Annotated in this window: 32 protein-coding genes; 14 read left to right on the forward strand and 18 right to left on the reverse strand. The window is 61.4% G+C overall.

Annotated features, from left to right (window positions below; translation table 11 throughout):
- Nucleotides 1-225 precede the first annotated feature (225 nt).
- Genes DVK00_RS21405 through DVK00_RS14740 form a run of 8 tightly spaced genes read right to left on the reverse strand, consistent with a single transcriptional unit; the run spans nt 226 to nt 3,516 of the window.
- Entirely contained in the window at nt 226-510 is a 285-nt protein-coding gene (locus tag DVK00_RS21405; RefSeq protein ID WP_053967973.1) for a hypothetical protein, read from the reverse strand.
- Nucleotides 510-974, reverse strand: a complete 465-nt coding sequence (locus DVK00_RS21410; protein WP_158598773.1) for a hypothetical protein — start codon at nt 972-974, stop codon at nt 510-512. The genes DVK00_RS21405 and DVK00_RS21410 overlap by 1 nt, the downstream gene beginning before the upstream one ends.
- A gap of 1 nt (nt 975) precedes the next feature.
- The gene (locus DVK00_RS14715; protein ID WP_121537628.1) at nt 976-1,410 is read right to left on the reverse strand and encodes a hypothetical protein; all 435 of its coding nucleotides are present in this window, start codon (nt 1,408-1,410) and stop codon (nt 976-978) included.
- A gap of 36 nt (nt 1,411-1,446) precedes the next feature.
- Nucleotides 1,447-1,728 (reverse strand): hypothetical protein, encoded by a 282-nt coding sequence (locus DVK00_RS14720; RefSeq protein WP_121537626.1) that lies wholly within the window; start codon nt 1,726-1,728, stop codon nt 1,447-1,449.
- Nucleotides 1,725-2,210, reverse strand: a complete 486-nt coding sequence (locus DVK00_RS14725) for a hypothetical protein (protein WP_121537624.1) — start codon at nt 2,208-2,210, stop codon at nt 1,725-1,727. Before DVK00_RS14725 ends, DVK00_RS14720 begins: the two co-directional genes overlap by 4 nt.
- Before the next feature lie 6 nt (nt 2,211-2,216).
- Nucleotides 2,217-2,801 (reverse strand): hypothetical protein, encoded by a 585-nt coding sequence (locus tag DVK00_RS14730; RefSeq protein ID WP_121537622.1) that lies wholly within the window; start codon nt 2,799-2,801, stop codon nt 2,217-2,219.
- Nucleotides 2,798-3,340: a hypothetical protein gene (locus tag DVK00_RS14735; protein WP_233560814.1), complete on the reverse strand. Its 543-nt coding sequence runs from the start codon at nt 3,338-3,340 to the stop codon at nt 2,798-2,800. The genes DVK00_RS14730 and DVK00_RS14735 overlap by 4 nt, the downstream gene beginning before the upstream one ends.
- The gene (locus DVK00_RS14740) at nt 3,337-3,516 is read right to left on the reverse strand and encodes a hypothetical protein (RefSeq protein WP_121537620.1); all 180 of its coding nucleotides are present in this window, start codon (nt 3,514-3,516) and stop codon (nt 3,337-3,339) included. The genes DVK00_RS14735 and DVK00_RS14740 overlap by 4 nt, the downstream gene beginning before the upstream one ends.
- Nucleotides 3,517-3,672: 156 nt before the next feature.
- Here DVK00_RS14740 and DVK00_RS14745 point away from each other — a divergent pair, with 156 nt between their 5' ends.
- The gene (locus DVK00_RS14745) at nt 3,673-3,930 is read left to right on the forward strand and encodes a hypothetical protein (protein WP_121537618.1); all 258 of its coding nucleotides are present in this window, start codon (nt 3,673-3,675) and stop codon (nt 3,928-3,930) included.
- Nucleotides 3,931-3,932: 2 nt separating this feature from the next.
- Here the strand turns inward: DVK00_RS14745 and DVK00_RS14750 are convergent, their stop codons facing one another.
- Together DVK00_RS14750 and DVK00_RS14755 are read right to left on the reverse strand one after the other, a co-directional pair.
- Nucleotides 3,933-4,529, reverse strand: a complete 597-nt coding sequence (locus DVK00_RS14750) for a site-specific integrase (protein WP_121537616.1) — start codon at nt 4,527-4,529, stop codon at nt 3,933-3,935.
- A gap of 166 nt (nt 4,530-4,695) precedes the next feature.
- On the reverse strand, nt 4,696-5,181 hold the full coding sequence (locus DVK00_RS14755) for a hypothetical protein (RefSeq protein WP_121537614.1): 486 nt from the start codon (nt 5,179-5,181) through the stop codon (nt 4,696-4,698).
- A 141-nt stretch (nt 5,182-5,322) separates the two neighbouring features.
- Between DVK00_RS14755 and DVK00_RS14760 the strand changes: the two genes are divergently transcribed.
- Nucleotides 5,323-6,318, forward strand: a complete 996-nt coding sequence (locus tag DVK00_RS14760; protein WP_121537612.1) for a Cdc6/Cdc18 family protein — start codon at nt 5,323-5,325, stop codon at nt 6,316-6,318.
- A gap of 185 nt (nt 6,319-6,503) precedes the next feature.
- A complete protein-coding gene (locus DVK00_RS14765; protein WP_121577937.1) occupies nt 6,504-6,773 on the forward strand; it encodes a hypothetical protein in 270 nt (89 codons plus the stop codon).
- Between the two features lie 33 nt (nt 6,774-6,806).
- On the opposite strand, the gene DVK00_RS21800 is transcribed toward DVK00_RS14765, so the two are convergent.
- From DVK00_RS21800 to DVK00_RS14775, 3 genes are all read right to left on the reverse strand, one after another.
- Nucleotides 6,807-6,980 (reverse strand): hypothetical protein, encoded by a 174-nt coding sequence (locus DVK00_RS21800; RefSeq protein ID WP_199722472.1) that lies wholly within the window; start codon nt 6,978-6,980, stop codon nt 6,807-6,809.
- Complete coding sequence (locus tag DVK00_RS14770; protein ID WP_121577938.1) at nt 6,977-7,264, reverse strand: hypothetical protein; 288 nt, start codon at nt 7,262-7,264, stop codon at nt 6,977-6,979. The genes DVK00_RS21800 and DVK00_RS14770 overlap by 4 nt, the downstream gene beginning before the upstream one ends.
- A 153-nt stretch (nt 7,265-7,417) precedes the next feature.
- A complete protein-coding gene (locus DVK00_RS14775) occupies nt 7,418-7,720 on the reverse strand; it encodes a hypothetical protein (protein ID WP_121578076.1) in 303 nt (100 codons plus the stop codon).
- A gap of 135 nt (nt 7,721-7,855) precedes the next feature.
- Here DVK00_RS14775 and DVK00_RS14780 point away from each other — a divergent pair, with 135 nt between their 5' ends.
- Nucleotides 7,856-8,170, forward strand: a complete 315-nt coding sequence (locus DVK00_RS14780) for a hypothetical protein (protein ID WP_121577939.1) — start codon at nt 7,856-7,858, stop codon at nt 8,168-8,170.
- Nucleotides 8,163-8,615 carry a hypothetical protein gene (locus DVK00_RS14785; RefSeq protein WP_121577940.1) on the forward strand — a complete coding sequence of 151 codons (453 nt, stop codon included), beginning with the start codon at nt 8,163-8,165 and terminating at the stop codon, nt 8,613-8,615. The genes DVK00_RS14780 and DVK00_RS14785 overlap by 8 nt, the downstream gene beginning before the upstream one ends.
- A gap of 1 nt (nt 8,616) precedes the next feature.
- Here DVK00_RS14785 and DVK00_RS21185 read toward each other — a convergent pair whose 3' ends face one another.
- A complete protein-coding gene (locus tag DVK00_RS21185; RefSeq protein ID WP_147435887.1) occupies nt 8,617-8,904 on the reverse strand; it encodes a hypothetical protein in 288 nt (95 codons plus the stop codon).
- A 76-nt stretch (nt 8,905-8,980) separates the two neighbouring features.
- Between DVK00_RS21185 and DVK00_RS14795 the strand changes: the two genes are divergently transcribed.
- From DVK00_RS14795 to DVK00_RS14815, 5 genes are all read left to right on the forward strand, one after another.
- Nucleotides 8,981-9,283: a hypothetical protein gene (locus DVK00_RS14795; RefSeq protein ID WP_121537604.1), complete on the forward strand. Its 303-nt coding sequence runs from the start codon at nt 8,981-8,983 to the stop codon at nt 9,281-9,283.
- Complete coding sequence (locus DVK00_RS14800; protein ID WP_121537602.1) at nt 9,276-10,148, forward strand: hypothetical protein; 873 nt, start codon at nt 9,276-9,278, stop codon at nt 10,146-10,148. Before DVK00_RS14795 ends, DVK00_RS14800 begins: the two co-directional genes overlap by 8 nt.
- Nucleotides 10,138-10,440, forward strand: a complete 303-nt coding sequence (locus DVK00_RS14805) for a hypothetical protein (RefSeq protein ID WP_121537600.1) — start codon at nt 10,138-10,140, stop codon at nt 10,438-10,440. The genes DVK00_RS14800 and DVK00_RS14805 overlap by 11 nt, the downstream gene beginning before the upstream one ends.
- A complete protein-coding gene (locus tag DVK00_RS14810) occupies nt 10,440-10,652 on the forward strand; it encodes a hypothetical protein (protein WP_121537598.1) in 213 nt (70 codons plus the stop codon). The genes DVK00_RS14805 and DVK00_RS14810 overlap by 1 nt, the downstream gene beginning before the upstream one ends.
- A 191-nt stretch (nt 10,653-10,843) precedes the next feature.
- The gene (locus DVK00_RS14815) at nt 10,844-11,899 is read left to right on the forward strand and encodes a site-specific integrase (protein ID WP_233560815.1); all 1,056 of its coding nucleotides are present in this window, start codon (nt 10,844-10,846) and stop codon (nt 11,897-11,899) included.
- A gap of 397 nt (nt 11,900-12,296) precedes the next feature.
- Here the strand turns inward: DVK00_RS14815 and DVK00_RS14820 are convergent, their stop codons facing one another.
- Nucleotides 12,297-12,818 carry a type IV pilin gene (locus DVK00_RS14820; protein ID WP_121577942.1) on the reverse strand — a complete coding sequence of 174 codons (522 nt, stop codon included), beginning with the start codon at nt 12,816-12,818 and terminating at the stop codon, nt 12,297-12,299.
- Nucleotides 12,819-12,975: 157 nt separating this feature from the next.
- Here DVK00_RS14820 and DVK00_RS14825 point away from each other — a divergent pair, with 157 nt between their 5' ends.
- Complete coding sequence (locus DVK00_RS14825; protein WP_101349972.1) at nt 12,976-13,656, forward strand: carbonic anhydrase; 681 nt, start codon at nt 12,976-12,978, stop codon at nt 13,654-13,656.
- A gap of 5 nt (nt 13,657-13,661) precedes the next feature.
- On the opposite strand, the gene DVK00_RS14830 is transcribed toward DVK00_RS14825, so the two are convergent.
- Both DVK00_RS14830 and DVK00_RS14835 read right to left on the reverse strand, forming a co-directional pair.
- Nucleotides 13,662-13,955, reverse strand: coding sequence for a chorismate mutase (locus DVK00_RS14830; protein WP_004592890.1), 294 nt, complete (start codon nt 13,953-13,955; stop codon nt 13,662-13,664).
- The gene (locus DVK00_RS14835; RefSeq protein ID WP_121577943.1) at nt 13,952-14,830 is read right to left on the reverse strand and encodes a shikimate kinase; all 879 of its coding nucleotides are present in this window, start codon (nt 14,828-14,830) and stop codon (nt 13,952-13,954) included. The genes DVK00_RS14830 and DVK00_RS14835 overlap by 4 nt, the downstream gene beginning before the upstream one ends.
- A gap of 140 nt (nt 14,831-14,970) precedes the next feature.
- Between DVK00_RS14835 and DVK00_RS14840 the strand changes: the two genes are divergently transcribed.
- The gene (locus tag DVK00_RS14840) at nt 14,971-15,408 is read left to right on the forward strand and encodes a hypothetical protein (RefSeq protein WP_121577944.1); all 438 of its coding nucleotides are present in this window, start codon (nt 14,971-14,973) and stop codon (nt 15,406-15,408) included.
- Between the two features lie 22 nt (nt 15,409-15,430).
- On the opposite strand, the gene DVK00_RS22300 is transcribed toward DVK00_RS14840, so the two are convergent.
- Nucleotides 15,431-15,565, reverse strand: coding sequence for a hypothetical protein (locus DVK00_RS22300; protein WP_255410226.1), 135 nt, complete (start codon nt 15,563-15,565; stop codon nt 15,431-15,433).
- A gap of 124 nt (nt 15,566-15,689) precedes the next feature.
- Between DVK00_RS22300 and DVK00_RS14845 the strand changes: the two genes are divergently transcribed.
- Nucleotides 15,690-16,373 carry a TrkA family potassium uptake protein gene (locus tag DVK00_RS14845; protein ID WP_101349974.1) on the forward strand — a complete coding sequence of 228 codons (684 nt, stop codon included), beginning with the start codon at nt 15,690-15,692 and terminating at the stop codon, nt 16,371-16,373.
- Nucleotide 16,374: 1 nt separating this feature from the next.
- A complete protein-coding gene (locus tag DVK00_RS14850; RefSeq protein ID WP_101349975.1) occupies nt 16,375-18,069 on the forward strand; it encodes a potassium transporter TrkG in 1,695 nt (564 codons plus the stop codon).
- The last annotated feature ends 2 nt before the right edge of the window (nt 18,070-18,071 follow it).

Here is an 18,071-nt window from a genome sequence, read left to right on the forward strand (position 1 = left end):
CACCAGTCCCGTCGTCAGCCGGGCCGGGCGGCCTTTGAACCACTTGATCGGGTAGGCTGTCTTTGTCAGCACCGACGTGTACTCGCCGATCACGTAGAACACCATCCCGATGATGGCCCAGCCGGTCGCCGTTGCCGTCGTCACTTCTGGCATCGGCTCACCTCCACGCTGTCCGCCGTTCTTGCTCGATACGTCCGCTTGATGTGTTCGTTCTGAGTCATGAGTTTAGCCGTCCGTTCGTTTGTCAATCTGTTCGCGAGCTTTCAGCAGCAGTTTCAGCAACAACAGCGCCGCCAGCCCAGCGACGAACTTCGATGCCGTCGCCTGCGTGATCGGCAGGACCGGCGCGGAGCTTACCAACAACGTCGCTCCGTAGAACAACTGCCCGAGGTTCGCCCAGCCCCACTGCAGCAGCACCGCAATCACGTCGAGCTGGAACGCACCGAACAGTGTCGTCGCTGTTGCCGTTGCCGCACTTGCTGGGTGGGTGAGGAACTCTTTGAGCGACATCAGTTGATAAAGGCACCTCCGCCGGGGATGAAGTCCAGCGCACTCTCGATGGCTGTCCGCAGGTACGTCGAGTACGCGACCACGACAATCGCGAACACAATCGCCGCGCCCAGCAGCCCCGCCGGTCCCGTCCAGTCGAAAAAGTCAATCAGCAACTGGACACCAGAACCGATGACACTGAGCACTGGCTCACCGATTGCGGACCCAGCGTCAATGAGCGTCGTCGCGATGACGGCCGGGACATCCACGAGCCCGAGGTCACCAACTGTTGACGACCGAGAATGGCCGAAAAACACGTAGTTGATTGCCCAGAGGACTTTCTCAACGACGCCCTCGACGCCATTCAGCAGCGGCGTCAAGATCAGCCCCAGAATAAACCCGGTCGGAGAGGACGCGAAATCACTTAGGAGGGTAGCCCTCTCAGTGCCGAAAAAGTCCGTGACGGGGCCAGTGTCGTCAGCCATACTACTCGCCCCCAGCGAGCCGTTGGGCTCCCTCTCGAAGGCCGCGCACGACGACGAACAGCGTCACCAGAGTGAACCCCACCGCAACGAGGTAGCCCCAGAGTCCGAACTGTTCGACGCTACTGGCCCAAAGGTCCTGTTGGTACCACTGCAGAATCGGGACGAACAGCTCACCAAGCACGCCCGATCCCGTCGGTGTCTCGCCGGTCGACACTTCCCCGACGAACGACGTTGCGCCCTCGATGAGCCGCTCGGGGATACCGATTAGCTCGTCGATGTACCTCCGAAGGCCGATGTACACCGTCGCGACTGTCGACAGAAGTATCGACGCGCCGACGCGAGTCCAGTTGACCGGGTTCGCCGTGTCGACAATCTGGTATCCCGAAGACGACTCCGAGCTATTGATAAAGCTCGTCAGCCCCGAGTCATCAGCCATCGGCAGTGACCTCCGAGTTGTGGGGCTGGCGAGCCGTCATTTGTTGACCGTCTCCTCCTCGGTTAGGCGGGCTGCCAGCCACTCTGGCACCGACATCGGCGGCATGGGCGGACCAGACCGCTCTAATCGGATAAACGAGGCAATCAACCAAGCGCTGCTGGCAGCAGCGACGGTGCCTGCCGACAGCACAGGATTCGTCGCGAATGGACGAACGAAGAGGGTTGCAATGGCGGCACTGAAATCGGCAGTCGGGACCACCACAACGAACCCAAACAGCAATACAACCACTCCCAGCAAGTCAAGCTGGCGAGCCGTCATTCGTCTATCGTGTCCTCCTCTTCGACGCCGAAGATATCCGTTGGCACGTCGATAGGCAGGCCCGGCAGCACATCGCCAGTCTCGTCCTCACGGAGATAGCGCACGACTGCGTACAGCCCGATCATCACCAGCCCGACAGTCACTGGGAACGCGAACAGTCCGGCCAACGTCTCGCCCAGAATCGAACGCAGGACGGTTTCCGAGACATCCGCACCAGCAATCAGCAGATTCCCGGGAGCCTCGAAGAGCCCCGTTAGGAGCGACCCAATCGCATCGCCCGCGTTGTTGAACGGCTGGGCAAAGAAGTTCGCCACCGCGTTCACCACGTCGATGACTGCGACGACTGGCGACACAATCAGGCCGATAATCGACGCAGACAGCACCTTACCCGCGTCACCACCCTCCTGCAGGAAGTTTGTCACACCACTCAGTGACTCCTGCCCGCTGCCATCGCCGAGGTCCAGACTCGGGTCCGATGACATCCCGTCTCACCCCGCTATCCGGCGCTTGATCGGGTCGAACAGCCCCAGCACGAACGCCGCCGCCCCCAGCAGCGCCGCGATGAGGATGTTCATCGGCGTCAGTAGGCCATCGCCGCCACCGCCGAAGATGGCCCCGCCCGATTCCTGCTGGACGATCTCGCCGATCTCGATGGACTCCGCAGATTCGGAGTCGCTGTCCGTGCCGTCCTCCTCGACGACAATCCGGTAGCTGTCGTACTCCGACGAGTCAACGGCGAATGTCTTCTCCGTGGTCTCGCCGTCGGCTGCCGACACCTGCCCAGAGTCAACCTGCGTAGTGATGCCGTCAGACACGCCATAGACCGTGTAATCGACGCTCTGTCCGCTGGTGTTCGTCACTTCGAGGTAGACCTGCTGGGTCTGGTTGTCGACGGCGACGGTCTTGTCTGCCAGCGTGTCCGAGGTCGAAGTTTCGGTCGGTGTGGCGGTCTCAGTCGTCGCTGCGGCCGCGCCGCCAACGCCAGCGACGGCCATGCTGGCACAGATAAGGCCAGCCAGCAGCAGCGCAAGTGGTCGTGAACTGTTCGTGTCAGTCGAGAATGGTCCTATCATAGGTCTGAATCCCCGGTTTCGGGCTGGGGAACGCCCTGGTTGTCTGTCTGTTCGGTGCCGCCGTCGGTGGCCGCCAGCCGGGCAGCTGCAGTCGAGTCGTCAACCCTCGACGGGCTCTGCAGCCGCCGTCGGTCAGCATCGGCATCAGCGCAATCGCCAGAACAGTAGTAGAAAGCCGCTTGCCGTCGGAGCATCACCACTGACAGCGGCCCGAGTCGGCCCCGCCGCGGGCCCGAACTGCAGTGGACGACGGTATGCTCGTCAAAGCTGTCCCGGCCGGAGTGGTTGACAATCCGGTCGCCACAGTGGTCGCACGAGCCATCTACCTCCGGCGTGGCAACCTCATAGGCCACATAGCCGCCCAGCAGGGCAGCACCGACGCCGACGACCAGTCCGTCGACGATGCCGCCACCGACGGTCGCTGCGGTCATCAGCGTCCAGCCGGCGTAGGCCAGCCCAGTGGCGGAGAGACCGACACCGAGCCAGCCCACCACCGAGAGGTCCGACCGGCGGGCGTTGTCGACTTCGATGACGCTCACACGCCACCTCCGACCAGTTCGGCGGTGGGGAGATCACGGCTCGCGCCGGCGGCTTCGTGCCGGGTTCGCTCGCGGCGGCGCTCGTCGATGTTGTGCCAGTCGATTCGATACGGTCGATGCGCGGTCTCGCCCGCGCTATCCGGCGGATTCCGGCCGCCGGCCGTGTTGTCGTCCATGGGTAGGGGTACTCCCCCGCGGCTGTGCCGCGGGTTGGCCGGCGATGTGGCTATCAGGTCATATACCCGCCGTTGAGCTACAGAATATGGTGACAAACGTTACACGGAACTCACATAGAAGCAACACATAATAGCCAAGAACATGCCACTCTGCTTATGCAGAAATTACAGCATCGAAGCGGGTCCGGACTGGTGACGATTCCGAAGCAGTTCCTCGAACGCGACGGCCTGGTCGACGAAGGTGGGGAGCCAAGTGACGCGCATCTGACCGTGGACCGACTGGGTGAGCGTGCCTACGTCGTTCGGGTGTGTGACGGTGACGTTCCCGAGTTGTCCGAGTGTGAGGCTGTCCGCCGGCTGGCCGCCGAGCGAATCGTCGACGAGGATGTGTACGGGCAGCAGCAGGGCGAGTAGCGCTACAGACCTATTTCTGCGAACGCGTCGTCGATCACGTCCTCGCTGGGGGCGTTCAGGTACGGCTCGATAGCGGCGAAGCTGTCCCAGCCGCCGACGGCCATCACCACGCGCGGGTTCACCTGCTCGTCGACCAGGAGACGCTGAGCGAAGCGGCGGCGGAGATCGTGCGTGCTGACCTTCTCGAAGTCGTCGTCGCCGGTCGTCTCGGCAGCTCGGGCAGCGGTGCGGCGGACGACCGCGCGGACGCTGGGTTGTTTCAAATCGATAAAAGGGTCTTTCGGCGCGATGTTGTGCTCGTTCTGGTAGCGCTGGAGGTCGCGCTCGACGTTGTCGGAGAGATAGGCGTCCCGTGGCTTCCCGCCGTTGCCCGATGTGTCCTTCCCGGCGCGAACGCGGAGGCGGTACTGTCCGCTGTCGGTCGCCTTCACGTCGACGGGGCGGACTTGCGGAATCTCGAAGGCGCGCAGGCCGACGAACGCGCCCAGTTGGATGATGAGGTCGTCGCGCTGGCTGTTCGTGGCTCGGCGGAGGTCCTCGATCTCGCTGTCGGTGAGCCAGACCTTGTGTTCGTTCCCGTCGGTGGCTTCGATTCGCATTACGATTACTTTAGTTTCCGTTAGGATAGTGGTTGCGGACGGCGTGATCGGCGCGGGGACACACCGGGTTTCGAGTGAAAATCGCGGTGTCTGTTACGACTTGTATAAGAAGCCGTTACTGTCGACAATCGGCCTGATCTCGTGATCAAAAATGTATTCCAAGTGTCTACGCCAACTGCGACCCGACAAATGAGGATACCGCACCTACAATTGTCGTCGGAACCCCTGCCGCGAGCACGGGCTGGAGAATATTACTGGCGCTTCCTGTAGACGAACCGCCGCCACCACCCGATCCGAAGTCTGCCGCCATCACCATGATATAAACGCCCAGAACGACCATCACGTAGAATCCAAGGAGCGTTCCAGCACTGGTTCCAATTGTACTGGAAATTTGGTCTTGTCCGACAATTCCGTTCAGAAGACCGGCAGATGATGCGACGACTGGCCCAAGCAGGAACATTGTGAAACCACTCTGTAACATAATTATGCCCACGAACACCTGTCCAAAGCCACTCCCGTCACCACTACCGATGAACTGTTGCTGGGCAGCACCGACGCTGAGATAGCCTGAGAGGCCCAGACCAACGCCAACGGTAGCGAAAACGAGTATTGCGACACCTGCCTGTTTACCAACTTCCCTTGTATCAACCATTTTTTCTCACTCTGGCGTACCGTCTTAGCTACATCTAATTAGCTTTTTGCGTATTAGATGCTATATGATTACTTTCACTTTCACTTTCACTCCGGACATGGCTCGCCCTTTTACTGGTCTCCGTTGACCATCCGGAGTGCAATGATTACCGACGCCAGAGCGCTTCGGCACGAGTTCGTACCGCGCGACCTCTACCATCGTGAGGGCCAGATCGACCATCTCTCGTCACAACTCACGCCGTCGAAGCTAGATCGCGGCGACCATGCCTTCATATTCGGGCCGAGCGGAGCCGGCAAGACGACCGTCGCGAAGTACACGCTCGGCCAGCTCGAAGCCGAACACCTCGGCGTCCGCTGGGCCTACGTCAACGGCATGAGCGACAACACCGACGCCGCAGTGATGCACAAGGCCGTCCGCGACATGGGGCTCGGAGCTGATCTACGGCGCGAGGGGACCCCGACCTCGGTGGCCGTCGACCGCCTCCGCGAGTGTGACGATCAGGTTATCATCATCCTCGACGAGGTCTCCGTGATGGACGAGCGGCCGCTGTATGTGCTCCACGAGATCCCCGGTGTTTCGTTTATTTGTATCACGACCGACGAGGACGAGTGGCTAGCCGACTTGGACGAGCGAGTGTACTCCCGGCTAAGCGCTGCCCCAGTCATCCGCTTGGAGAAGTACAGCCACGCGGAACTGATCGATATTCTCGATGCCCGTGTGACTCATGGCCTGGTGCCGTCTCGTGTCGACGACACCGCGGTCGAGTTCATCGCGGACATCGCGGCGGGGAACGCTCGCGAGGCTATTGCCCTGTTGCGCCGGGCCGCTGCCCACGTTGAGGACAACGAGATGCGCGAGTTGACACCGGCGGTGGTCGACGAGATCGCCGACGACGCACAGCGTGAGGTCAAACAGCGGAAAATCCGTGCCCTCGGGACGCACCAGCGCCTACTGTTCCGAATCATTCGGCAGGCTGGTGAAGTCGACGCCGGGACATTGCATGCTCGCTACGAGGACCAGATAGATTCGCCGAAGGCCCGACCGACGCGACGGCGCTACCTCCGGTCCCTGAAACAGTACGACCTCATCGACGACGAAGGGAACGGCCGCGGGAAGTCGTACCGCTCACTGGTCTGATTTCCGTTCATTTTAGAATCGCCAGACGGCGGCCTTTCCGTTCACTTCCGTTCATCTTCCGTTCATCGGCTATTTTTGAGATTCTCGTGGGTGTGAGACGTTTTTCTCTCGTCTGAATTTTGGTGAAAACTGTTTCCGGTCACCCGCGCCCCAGTCCTTTTACGTACCATCTCGTCGCCGCAAATATGCCGCGTACTCAGACGCCAGATCGAATCAAGCGCGAGAAGGTCGAGGGAGTCGAGACGAAGGCGTTCATCTACCACAGCGATCCCGATTACAGTAGCCGCATCGAGGTCGAACGCGAGGAACGCTGGGAATTCGGTATTGACGGCGAAGCTGTTGCGACGCTTCTCTCGACCAGTGTGGTGGCAGACGACCTGCTCGCCGAGCCCGAGCTGCCCGAGTGGCTGATCGAGTCGCTGCTGGGGCTGGGTATCGAGGAGATCGAGGCATGAGCGCTGTTGAAAAATGCGGGGATGGTGTCGCAGTCAGACGCGCTGGAGGTCCGTCACGACTTCGCGCCCCGTCTCGCGCCACTGACACCCGTTCCAGACTGCGGTTGTGCGGAGGTAGTCGCCGTCCGAACGGGGCTCGAACACGACGCGGCGCTTCGGGCCGCGCGCCGGCTCGTAGACGAACCCACTGGTGTCGCCGTCGGTCATGCCAGCGCGCGTTTCAGGTCGTCGACGATGCTGCCGCCGATACGCGGGCCAACGTCCCAGCCGCGTTCGTCCCGGACGTGCTCGCAGTACTGCGCGGGCGTGTCGAAGGGCGTCTCGGCCAGCGGGACGGTCGTGGCGTCGCCGTCCTCCGTGACGACGGCGAAGGTGCGTTCGTAGCCGTCCCAGTACACCGCGACCTCGTCGGCCGTCCCGACGAACAGTGGTTGTTGGGTGAGCAGTTCGCGTGCGGTACGTTCTTGAGTGTGGAGTTCGGATTCGGTCATGGGTCGAATCGGAACCCACGCGCCTGCCGTGGTGATGACACGGTGGGCGATCTTCCTTTCGCGCGGAAAATCGACCAGCGGCGCGTGTGTTCCTACTCGATACTCACGGCTTCCGGGGACTTAGTGGTTTCGTCTATCTACGAAAAAGGAGTGTTAGTTATCGCTTATTTCGTCTTTAACTCGCTTCACCCCTTGCTCCGTGACGAAGTAGTATGCTCGCCGAGAGGAACTATCGCCTTCAATTTCCTCTATTTCACCGTTCCGGAGGGATTCGGTATCAACTTTGAACAGGTCCCCCTCTTCGACAAGATCGCCCAGGATATTCTGCATCGTTCTATACGAGAAGGTGACTCGGTGCTGCCGGTTCAAACCAGCCCAGATAGCGAGCGGGGGCAGCGGAATGTCGTGCCGGGCGACGAACTCCAAAACAAGTTCCCGACGGGCCTCTGGAGGCATGTCTCCACCGTCGGTAAGTTGGTGCTTATTCCCACCGAATGTTTCGAAATGCGTGCTATCAGTGCAATTTACGTCTGGCACTACCATATCTGCACTAATCTATGCAAAACACTAAGTGCTTGCGCATTTGACCGTGTGAGTAAGACCGACGCGGCGCTCACGGTGGTGGTCTGTTCCTCGGAAAACGGGGAGCGGCCCCCTGCTCACAACAGAGAGGCCGCGTCGGTCGGGAATCCAACCGTGATGAAGGCAACACACGGGGGCGACAAAAGCCTCCCGCACGATTCAGACCGTTACGAACAGGCTACTAAGTGGAAAGCAACCGTTACCTGTCCGTTCTGTGGCACGCCCGTCGACGGGCTCGCCGCGGACGACCGGACGACCATCGACCCCTGCGGCCACAGCGCGGCCGCACTGACGACTGAGCGCGTTCTAAAAAAGCATGAGTGAGAACTATTCCATAGCCGAGGAGCTGACTGAAGAACAGCGAGAGCGGTTGAACGAAGCGGCTGTCGAGGCTGCCGAGGGGATGCAGCAGTACATCCTCGACGCGATCCGCAACGGCGACGATTTGCCGCCGGTCGATATCTCCGGCAGTAGTCCGGCGGCTTTCGAACGAATGGCGGCCACGCTGCGAGCACCGGCGGACAACCGTCTCAAGCAGGCGCGTGATCGACTATCTGAGACTCGCCATGTGGGATCGGCGGAGGTTCGAACAGATGCTGACGGCCGTGTGAAGGACGTGCTGGCGGTCGTGACGACGCCGGAAGGCGACTCGTATCCACTTCGAGATGTGATGCAGACGTTCGGTCTGTACATCTCGCATACACTACCGTCCGAAAACGGGCTCGGGTACGTTCTACGGCCGCATCCGGGGGTCGGTTCGGATGGGTGAGTTACTGTATTTCCTCTACAACGAGGGAATCGAGATCGAGCTTGTCGAGTTCGGCATGGGCGTCGGCGACGACCTGCTCTTGCCGACTCTCGGAGACTTGTTCTCGGCGCTTGAACGTGTCGTGGAGGGCGTCAACGTCCCCGAAGCAGTCGCTACACAGCGGGACGAGCCAGCGGGTTTTCGCCCAGCCGAGGTCTCGTTCTTCCCGGAGATAGTTCGTCCACTCACGGCAGGGTCGGAGGTCCCACTCGGGATCAGGCTCCCCGCACAGCGCGCAGTTTTCGGACATCTGATGGTTGATTCGCCGAGTCCGTTGCTTGTAAATCTAGGTATCAAGCAACCGAATGAAACGTTCTGGAGCAAGCATGAGTGAAACTACCGACAGCGACGACCGTACCGACTCGACGACCGTCCGAGCCGTCTTCCTGACCTACGAAGACGACGCGGACCTCGAATACGACGACGAGGGCCACATTACGAACCACGACGAGGTGGTCGACGCCGGACAGGCCTACCGCGAGATCCGGTGGCTCGACCGCGACACGGTTGAGGACTTCGAGATGACCGTCGTCGACGAGGACCATCCGCTGTGGTGTGACGCCGTCGCGAACCTCGAACGAGGCGATAGTCTCCGGGTCGACGGACTCCGGGAGGGTGACGATGCCTAACGCCGCCGAGAAAGATATCCAGAACATCGGCGTCGCCGACGGCGAGTCTTGGGCTGAGACCGCCGAACGACTCCGCGGTCGTGACGACGACTGCTGGCACTACTGCGTCTGTGGCGCGCGGTACCGCTCGCGCGGCCCGGCGCTCAAGTGCTGTAGTGACCGGTTCGCGGAGCGGATCACCGATGGTGGCACGCAGACGGCCACGGAGACTGAGCATTACGCTGACGGGTCGTTCGTTACCTGCCCCGATTGCGGTGGCGACCTGAACTACCAGAATCAAGAGGTCGTTCTCTGTACAGATTGCGACGCCGAGTTCAGCCACTTCTACGCCGACAACGGGACGAACGAACTGTGCCGAGCGCCCGACATGGAGCGGGTCACGACGGTTTACGACCCGGCTGACGACCAGCGCGACGACGAGGAGCTCGTCACCGACGGTGGGCAAGACCAGACGCCGCTGGACCGCCTCTTCATCGAGGACGCCGCCGACCGGCCCGACGAGATTGTCGTCGAGAACCTGACGACGCTGGATGCCGACGAGTTCGTCGCCCGGCTGGAGTCGCTGGCCGAAGCCGCTGAGACGGTTTCGGAACTGACCGCTGACCTCGAACGGCTCCGACAGACCGGCCTGTCCGACGACGACGCGCGAGACCTCATCTACGGGCGAAACGCTGGCGTGGCGAAGCGAGACATCGAGGCGCTGTTCGACGCTGTCGACCAGCTGAAGGACGGCCGGACAAAGCGCGACCCTTCCCAGCGCCTTCTGGCGGAGGTGTCCGGACTCTCGCTTTCGGACACGTCGGAACTGATGGACGAACTTGACCGCCTGCGGCATCGCTACGGAGGAATCAACGATGACGCGTAACGTCACTCGCTACCGAGCCGGTGGAGATTACCCATCCGTGTCCTACGGGCCGGCGAACGACGAGGAGTGGGTGCTGGCGGTCACGACCGAAGAATCGGGGCGCGTCGTACTCGAATTCAACGAAGAGATGATGTACAAGTTGTGGACCGAGGTGCAGAACGTTCCGTGGCCCAACGCTCACCACCATACTGAGGAACGGGGTCGGTTGGTCCGGCAGCTCGTCCACGCGGCGAACGGTGCCGATGAGGCGATGCTTCGGGACGCACTCGACGCGCTGGAGGTGCGCCGCTGATGCCGACCTGCCGGGGTTGCGGGTCGACGGTCACGGACCAGTACGCCCGCGTGTTCACACCCGACGGCGTCGATCAGCCCCGAGTCTGCCCGTTCTGTGAGGAGCGGATTCGAGACGGCGCGGAGGTGCGCGAGGCGCGGTCGACGCGTCACAACAACGGTACGGAGCCGACGCGGTACGACCCTGAGAAGGCGGAAGGCGGCGGAGAGTAGCGACTCGGCGGTTTCAGCGATTCAGGCCCACAGGTGGAAGCTCGGTTCGAGTCCGAGCGGGTCTCTCGACAGCGAGCGCGTGTCAGCTTGGTACCCTGGCCGCGCTCGCTGTCACCTCAGAGACCCATGCAGGAACTCATAGAGCATACAGTTGGTTGTTTCGACCGTCGAGTACCGGGAGGTGTCGCGCGGTGAGTCAGCCACCGGTCGAGGATCCCGGCGAGTTGTCGGTTCGGGAGATCTACGAGATGTTCCTCGACGCGCGGCAGCTGGACTACACTGCCGAGACGCTTCGCGACTACGAGACGAGACTTCGTCAGTTCGTCGAGTGGGCGGAAGACCGCGACGATATCGAGTGTATCGGCGACGTGACGGGCTGGCACTTGGAGCAGTTCAAGCTGTTCAGGCAGGGCCAGGACCTCGCTCCGACGACGATCAAGGGCCAGATGACGGCGTTGAAGGTCTGGCTGGAGTACGCGGCCGGCATCGAGGCCGTCGACGAGATGTTGCCGTACAAGGTCAACATCCCGGTTCTCAGCCAGACCGACGAGACCGACGACACGCTGTTAGAGGCCGAGGACGCGCAGGCCCTCATTCAGCATTATCGGGAGTCTCGCGTCGAGTACGCCAGCGTGAACCATGTCGCGCTCGAACTCGCGTGGTTCACTGGGGCGCGGCTTGGGGCGCTTCGGTCGCTCGATGTGTCGGACTATCAGCCCGACGACCAGCTCGTCTGGTTCCGCCACCATCCGGACACGACGCCGCTGAAAAAGAAGGTCGACGGCGAGCGCCCTGTTGGGCTGCCGGCCGAGACCTGCGAGGTGTTGGACGTGTGGATTGAGCAGGTTCGTCAGGAGCGGCGTGACGAGGATGGGCGTCGGCCGTTGCTGGTCGGACGACAGGGCCGACCTGCGACCTCGACGGTTCAGAATTGGATTTATCAGGCGACGCTGCCGTGCGTCGCGGGTCCGTGTCCGCATGGGAAGTCCCGGCGGACCTGTGAGTGGACTGAGCGCAACACCGCGAGCCAGTGCCCGTCGTCGCGATCTCCCCATCAAGTGCGGACGGGCTCGATCACGTGGCAGTTGAACTCGGGCCTGTCCTACGAGGCCGTTGGCGAGCGCGTGAACAGCGACCCGGATACGCTTCGGCGATATTACGACAAGGCCAGCGATGTGGAGAAACTGGAAGAGCGGCGTCGCACCTTCGTCGATAAACTGGATTTCTCAGATTCCGATGATAGTTAGACCAACCTACAGCAGTACGACCAGCCGAATCGAAGATAAATACACCAGTACCTCGAAAGGTGCTAACCCTCCGACCCCATTCCTTATAAAAACAAAGCAGTGGATTCCGCTGTTTTCGCTTCACTATTCCAGAGCGGGCAGTAGTTCCGGCATTACTAGCGGGTGAGCCGCGAGTCTCGACCACCGCTTACCACGGGGCTGTCCGTGAGGTCTGTGTTCGGGTCATCAGGGACAGCGACCAGCGATGCCCTACCCGACGACAGCCGGGGTATCAAACATGACACCGGGAATCACGCCGAAGATTGCGCCGAGACATGGTTCGGCAGGTGATCGATTGGGTCTCTATGTGTGTGAGGGGAGGGCGTTCATGAGTCGGTCTGCCCTCTGAGTTGGAGTTTCAGGGGTCTTCGCCGGATTTGATGACGTATTCCGAAACGACGAAACTGGTGCCGTCCGTTCCGTACCAGATGATCTGAACCGGATCATCTATCTCGGGCTCGTGAGTTTCACTGTCGTCATCGACATCTGCTCCATCCCGTTCAACGTCGATATCGCCACCGCCGCGTTCTCCCGTAATAACGAATGTGTCACCGGCCCTAACGGACAATCTTCCGTCAGACTGGTTCGCCCAGTCCCCTCTGGCAATGAGGAAGTCGTTCTGTCCCGTTTCGTCTTCGTCTCGGATGACGACTTCAAGGCGTTCGGTGTTCGATTGGTCGAACACGTCCCCAGCCTCATGCCTGATCGTCAGCGTTCGCGTCGATTTCTCCCAGTCGAAGTCGAAACTCGCCTGTGGTGCGGGGGCATCCAGATCCTCAGCGATTCCCAACGTGAAGATGCTGAGGACACTCCCCAGAATAACGACGACACCGACGAGGAGAATCGTCGCAATGACGGAAGAAACACCACGGGGTTCCATACATCAGTTACGGTAATCCATATAAAAAGTGTGCCGGAGCTTTGAAAATCATGGATATTAGAGCCCACAGATGCCGATTGATCCGGTTCAGTTCGCGTCGTGTCGTTTCACTGCCCGAGTCCAATGAGTTTACTTGGTGGCGGCTATCTGCCCACGCATGAGCCAGTTATTACGCGATTTACTTGCCGGAAACGCCGACCACGCGGCGGAGTTCCGGGACCGGTTCGATCAGGTCCAGAACTCCCAGACGCCCGATGCTGTCACGGTCTGTTGCTCCGATTCGCGGGTGCTTCAGGACCATATGTGGGGCAACAGCGAGCCGGGATATCTCTTTACGTGTAGCAACATCGGAAACCGAGTCATCCAGCGGACCGAGTCCGGCGAGGCGGTGTCCGGCGACGTGCTGTATCCGATCGAACACACGATGACCGAAACGGCTGTCGTCGTCGGCCATACCGGCTGCGGAGCGGTGACGGCGACGTACGATGATCTGACCAACGGGCTGGACGAACCGGCGGGTATTGAGCACTGTCTCAACGTCCTCAAGCCGCACCTCGAACCGGCGCTGGAGCACCTCCCTACGGACATCGAGCGGGCGGCAGCCATCAACCGACTCGTTGAGTACAACGTCGACAGACAGGTCGAGTTTCTCCGAAACAGCGACGACGTGCACGACACCGTCGACGTGTTCGGGGTCGTCTACGACTTTCAGGACGTGTACGGCGGCCGACGGGGAGAAGTCCACGTTATCAATATCGACGGAAAAACCGATGTCGACGCGCTTCGGGCGGCCAATCCCGATATTGCCTCACAGATCAACCGCCTCTGGGAGTACTAGTCCTGCTACCGACTCTCTCGCTGTTCGACCTTGTTCAGTTCGATCAGGAGCCTGAAAATCGCTTTCACGAGGTTCTCGTCGACGTCGAACTGTTCTGCGTTGTCGCCGGCTCGGTCCATCACGGCCTGCTCCTGTTGCTCGTCAGTCGTCGGCAGCCCCTTCTCGTCTTTGACCTGTGCGATGGTGTCGGCCACGTAGGTTCGCTGTGCGATCTTCTCGACGATTTCGCGGTCGATCGTCCGGATTTCGTCGCGCAGTTCGTCTAGCGACATGTCCTCTGGGTTCGGATTCGTGCTCATACTGTGTGTGTCCCTTCTGTTTGTGTCGTCGTCAGCCAGGTCTGTCCGGGTCGGTTATCCCAGGCGTCCTGTACGGCTTCGAGTGCCGCCCGCTCGCCGACGGCGGTGAATGACGGCCCCGTCCCCGACAGTGAGACGCCTTCGACGTGCTGGAGCGCGTCGAGTACCGGGTCCGTCTCGAAATCCAGTGCAGCCGAGAACGCGAGACCGTTGACCGTCATCGCTCGTTGGTAGTCGCCGTCGAGCGCGAGGTCCTCGACGAGACGGGCCATCGGCGCGACCTGTCGGCATCGCTCGACATCCGCGTCAGCACTGAAGGACTGTTCCGGCGGCGTCCAGACGAGCACGTCCCAGTCGATTTCCTCGCGGGCCAGGAGCGCGTCGTCCTCGTTGTCGGTGACGGTGACGCCGCCAAGCATCGACGCCGACGCGTCGTCGAAGGCCCCGGTGACGGTGACGCCCACGTCGCGGGCAGCCATGACCCCGAGGCGGGCCATGTCCTCGCGGCTCATCCGCTCAGTCGCGTCGAGTGCGTCGAGCGTCGCCATGACAGTCGCGTTTGCGGCTGCACTGGAGCTTTTGAGCCCCGACGCCATCGGGACCTCGCTCTCTGTGCGGACAGTCCCGCCGGAGACCGCCGGGACGCCCACGTTCTGTGGGCCGCCGTGGGCGTCGATGACGTACTCGACACAGCGTTCGATAAGCCGCGTGTCGGCGTCCGGCGCACCGTCGACCTCGCCGGTGACGCCGTCGGTCTCGGTCGTGAGCGTGACGGTCGCTGTCGTGTACTCGTCGATAGCAAACGCCGCGCCGCGGCCGGTCGCGAGCGCGTTAAGCACCGTCCCCGCTGCGGGCGCTGCTGCCTTCCCTTCCATCGACCTGTACTCCCGCGCGGACCTATTTACTAACTGCGATACCCCTGCATCGGGCACGGTGGCCCCAGCACCCGAAGCGACCGTTCGCGGTAAGACGAGTAACACTATATCGACCAGTTCAAAGGAAACAGCAACGAGGAATGAGTATCGGGAACGCGCTCCGCGGCCTCACAGCAGGTATCGCGGTCCTTGGCTATGTTACCCTATTTGTGCTGTTGCAGGTCCGTGTGGTCCCAGTGTCGGCGCTGGCGGGGATTGCAGTACTCGCTACTGTTGCACTCGCCGTCGCAGGCGGACGACCCGCAGTTCGCCGCCTTCTGGTTCGCGGGTCGTCAGCTCAGGCGGACACGCCCGAATGGTGGCTCGCTCGTCTCGAACCCGCTGTCGAAGACGCCTGGAACGCGTATGCGGACCTAGTGCTGACAGCCGGACTGTTGGTCATCAGTGTCGGGTCCTTCGGCGGACTCATAACGTATCCGGGCGACGACCCGCCGTTTGGCCTCGCTATTGCCGGGTTCCTGTCGATGGTCTGTGGCCTCATCTCGCTCGGGTTTCTCATCGATTCGAGATACGAGTAAACGTGAGCGGTACGGGTTTGGCTCAGGCCGGGAACAGGAGGTACGGCAGAATAAACAGCAACAGGAACATGAACAGGAGAATGATGCCATAGCCGGCGAGCGTCCCGGCGGCTGTCAGCCACGCCGGATGGTCGAACTGCCCGGGGAGATGTGCCATACCGTGGAATTCAGTCGGGGACAGTATAGTGGTTTGGGAACGGGACGTAACCGAGGGACGGCACTGTCCGCCCTGTGCCTGCGAACGGTAGGCTTTCAACTGTCGGTTCAGTACACTGGCAAAAATGTATCTCGTCATCGTCGGTGCCGGCGATATCGGGTCGCCGTTGCTTGAAATTGCGACAGCAGGCGGCAACGAGGTCGTCGTCATCGAACGCAACGAGGAGCGAGCGGAACGCGCGTCGAGACAGTACGATTGTCTTGTGATTAACGATGATGCAACCGCAAAGGATACGCTAGAGGACGCCGGTGCTGACCGTGCTGACGCGCTCATCTCGACAACCGATCAGGACGCGACCAACATCATGGTCTGTCTGCTGGCACAGGAACTTTCGGTGCCGGACATCGTCTCAGTCGTCCACAACCCCGAGCATATGAACGTGTTCCGCCAGATCGGCGTCAACACGATGCAGAACCCACAGCGGCTGATCGCCGAATATCTCTATCGAGCGGTTAAGCGACCGTCTATCGTCGATTTCATGCGCATCGGCGATCAGGCGGAAGTGTTCGAAATAACGGTCCAGCCCGGGGCTCCGATTGCGGGCAAAACACTGCAGGAAGCCAACACAGCGGGTCTCATCGGCGGGCAGACGCTCATCGTGGCAATCGAGCGAAACGGCGACAGCGACCCGATAACACCCCGCGGTGATACGCGCATCGAAGCGGATGACCTCCTCACGGTCTACTCGGGGGACGGTGCGACGCCGGAGGTGACCGACATCTTCGGTCATTCCGAGGACCACAGCTGATATGTCGCGACGGAACGGCGGGCTGTTCCCGGCGGACCTGAAGACAATTGCCCGCGATATCGGCTCGCTTCTGCTGATGGAAGCTGGACTGATGACGATCACGGCCGCGATTGCGCTGGGCTTTCAGGAGGCCTACGCCGCTTTCGGGTTCGTCACTGCGGCCGGGATGACTGCCGCTGTCGGCGGCCTTGCGACTCGCGGGTTCGCCGATGCCCCAGCCCCACAGATGAAACATGGTATGGTTATTGCTGCCGGCGGGTGGCTGCTGGTCGCTGCGTTCGGGTCACTCCCGCTCCTGTTGACCGCGTGGTTCACGCCCCCTGCCGTCATGGACACGTTCGTTCCGGCCGAGATGGCCACGAGTACGTGGGAGCCGATCAGGGTCGGCGGAACGACAACGCTCTCCAGCCTGGCGTACTTCCGAAACCCACTCCACGCCTTCTTCGAGAGCATGAGCGGGTGGACAGGGAGCGGCCTGACGATGGCGATTCACGAGCCCTCGTTGCCCCGCGCAGTCCAGTGGTGGCGGTCGTTCATCCAGTACGTCGGCGGCGTCGGCGTCATCGTCCTGACCGTGTCTATCCTTTCACGGCCCGGCAGCGGCAGTTACGCGCTCTATCAGAGCGAGGCCCGCGAGGAAAAGATCCATCCAAGCGTCGTTTCCACCGTCCGAACGGTCTGGAAACTCGTCGCCGGCTACACGGTGCTTTCCTTCGCATTGCTGTTCGGTGCAATCCTCGCCAGTGACAGCGAGTACGCGGAGTCGCTGCCGCTGTGGAAGGTCGCGTGGCAGGCGCTTAATCATGCTATGACCGGCCTCACGACTGGTGGATTCTCGGTCACTGACAATTCGATTGCGACGTACAACTCGCCGCTCGTCGAAGCCGTCCTGTTGCCGATTATGATTCTCGGCGCGATTGCGTTCCCGGTCCACTACGTCGTCCTGCATGACAGGCAGATTCGCAAACTGGTGTCGGACCTGCAGACCCGCTGGCTGTTCATCCTGCTTGCAGTCGGTGTCGTCGCTCTCTCGACACAAAACGCGTGGTCAGTCTCCGAGACCACCGGCGCGTTCGCCACACAGTCGTTCCTGCCGTTTTCGGTCCCGATGCTTGACGCCCCACAGCTCGATGCAGTTCGGGACTCAGCGTTCCAGTGGGTCAGCGCCCTCAGCTGTACCGGCTTCCAGTCGGCACCGATCGGTCGCTGGCGCGCCGGCGGCAAGGTGCTCGTGGCCGGCGCGATGGTGCTTGGTGGTGCTGCGGGGTCCACTGTCGGCGGCATCAAACTCATCCGAGGGTACACCATCGTTCGCGGCATCGTCTGGCAGTTCTCGCGGGTGTTTCTCCCGACAAACGCAGTGGTTACGGTCCGCATCGGCGACCGAACGCTCGACCGCGAGTCGATGGAGCGGGAGTTCAGCGAAGCGGCCATCGTGACGCTGCTGTGGCTCATCATTCTCGTCACCAGCAGTGTTGTCCTCACCAACGTCGCAGGACCCGCGTTTGGCTACGCCGATGCCCTGTTCGAAGTGGCCAGCGCGCAGGGGAACGTCGGCCTTTCGACAGGTATCACCGGCCCGTCGATGTCTCCGGTCGCGGAGGCGATGTTCGTGCTGAACATGTGGGTCGGCCGTCTGGAGATAATACCGATACTCGTGTTCATCCGCGCTGGACTGTACGGGCTGGACCCGTGACT

Origin of the sequence: Haloarcula sp. Atlit-47R (assembly GCF_003665985.1) — an archaeon.
GTDB classification, from domain to species: domain Archaea; phylum Halobacteriota; class Halobacteria; order Halobacteriales; family Haloarculaceae; genus Haloarcula; species Haloarcula taiwanensis.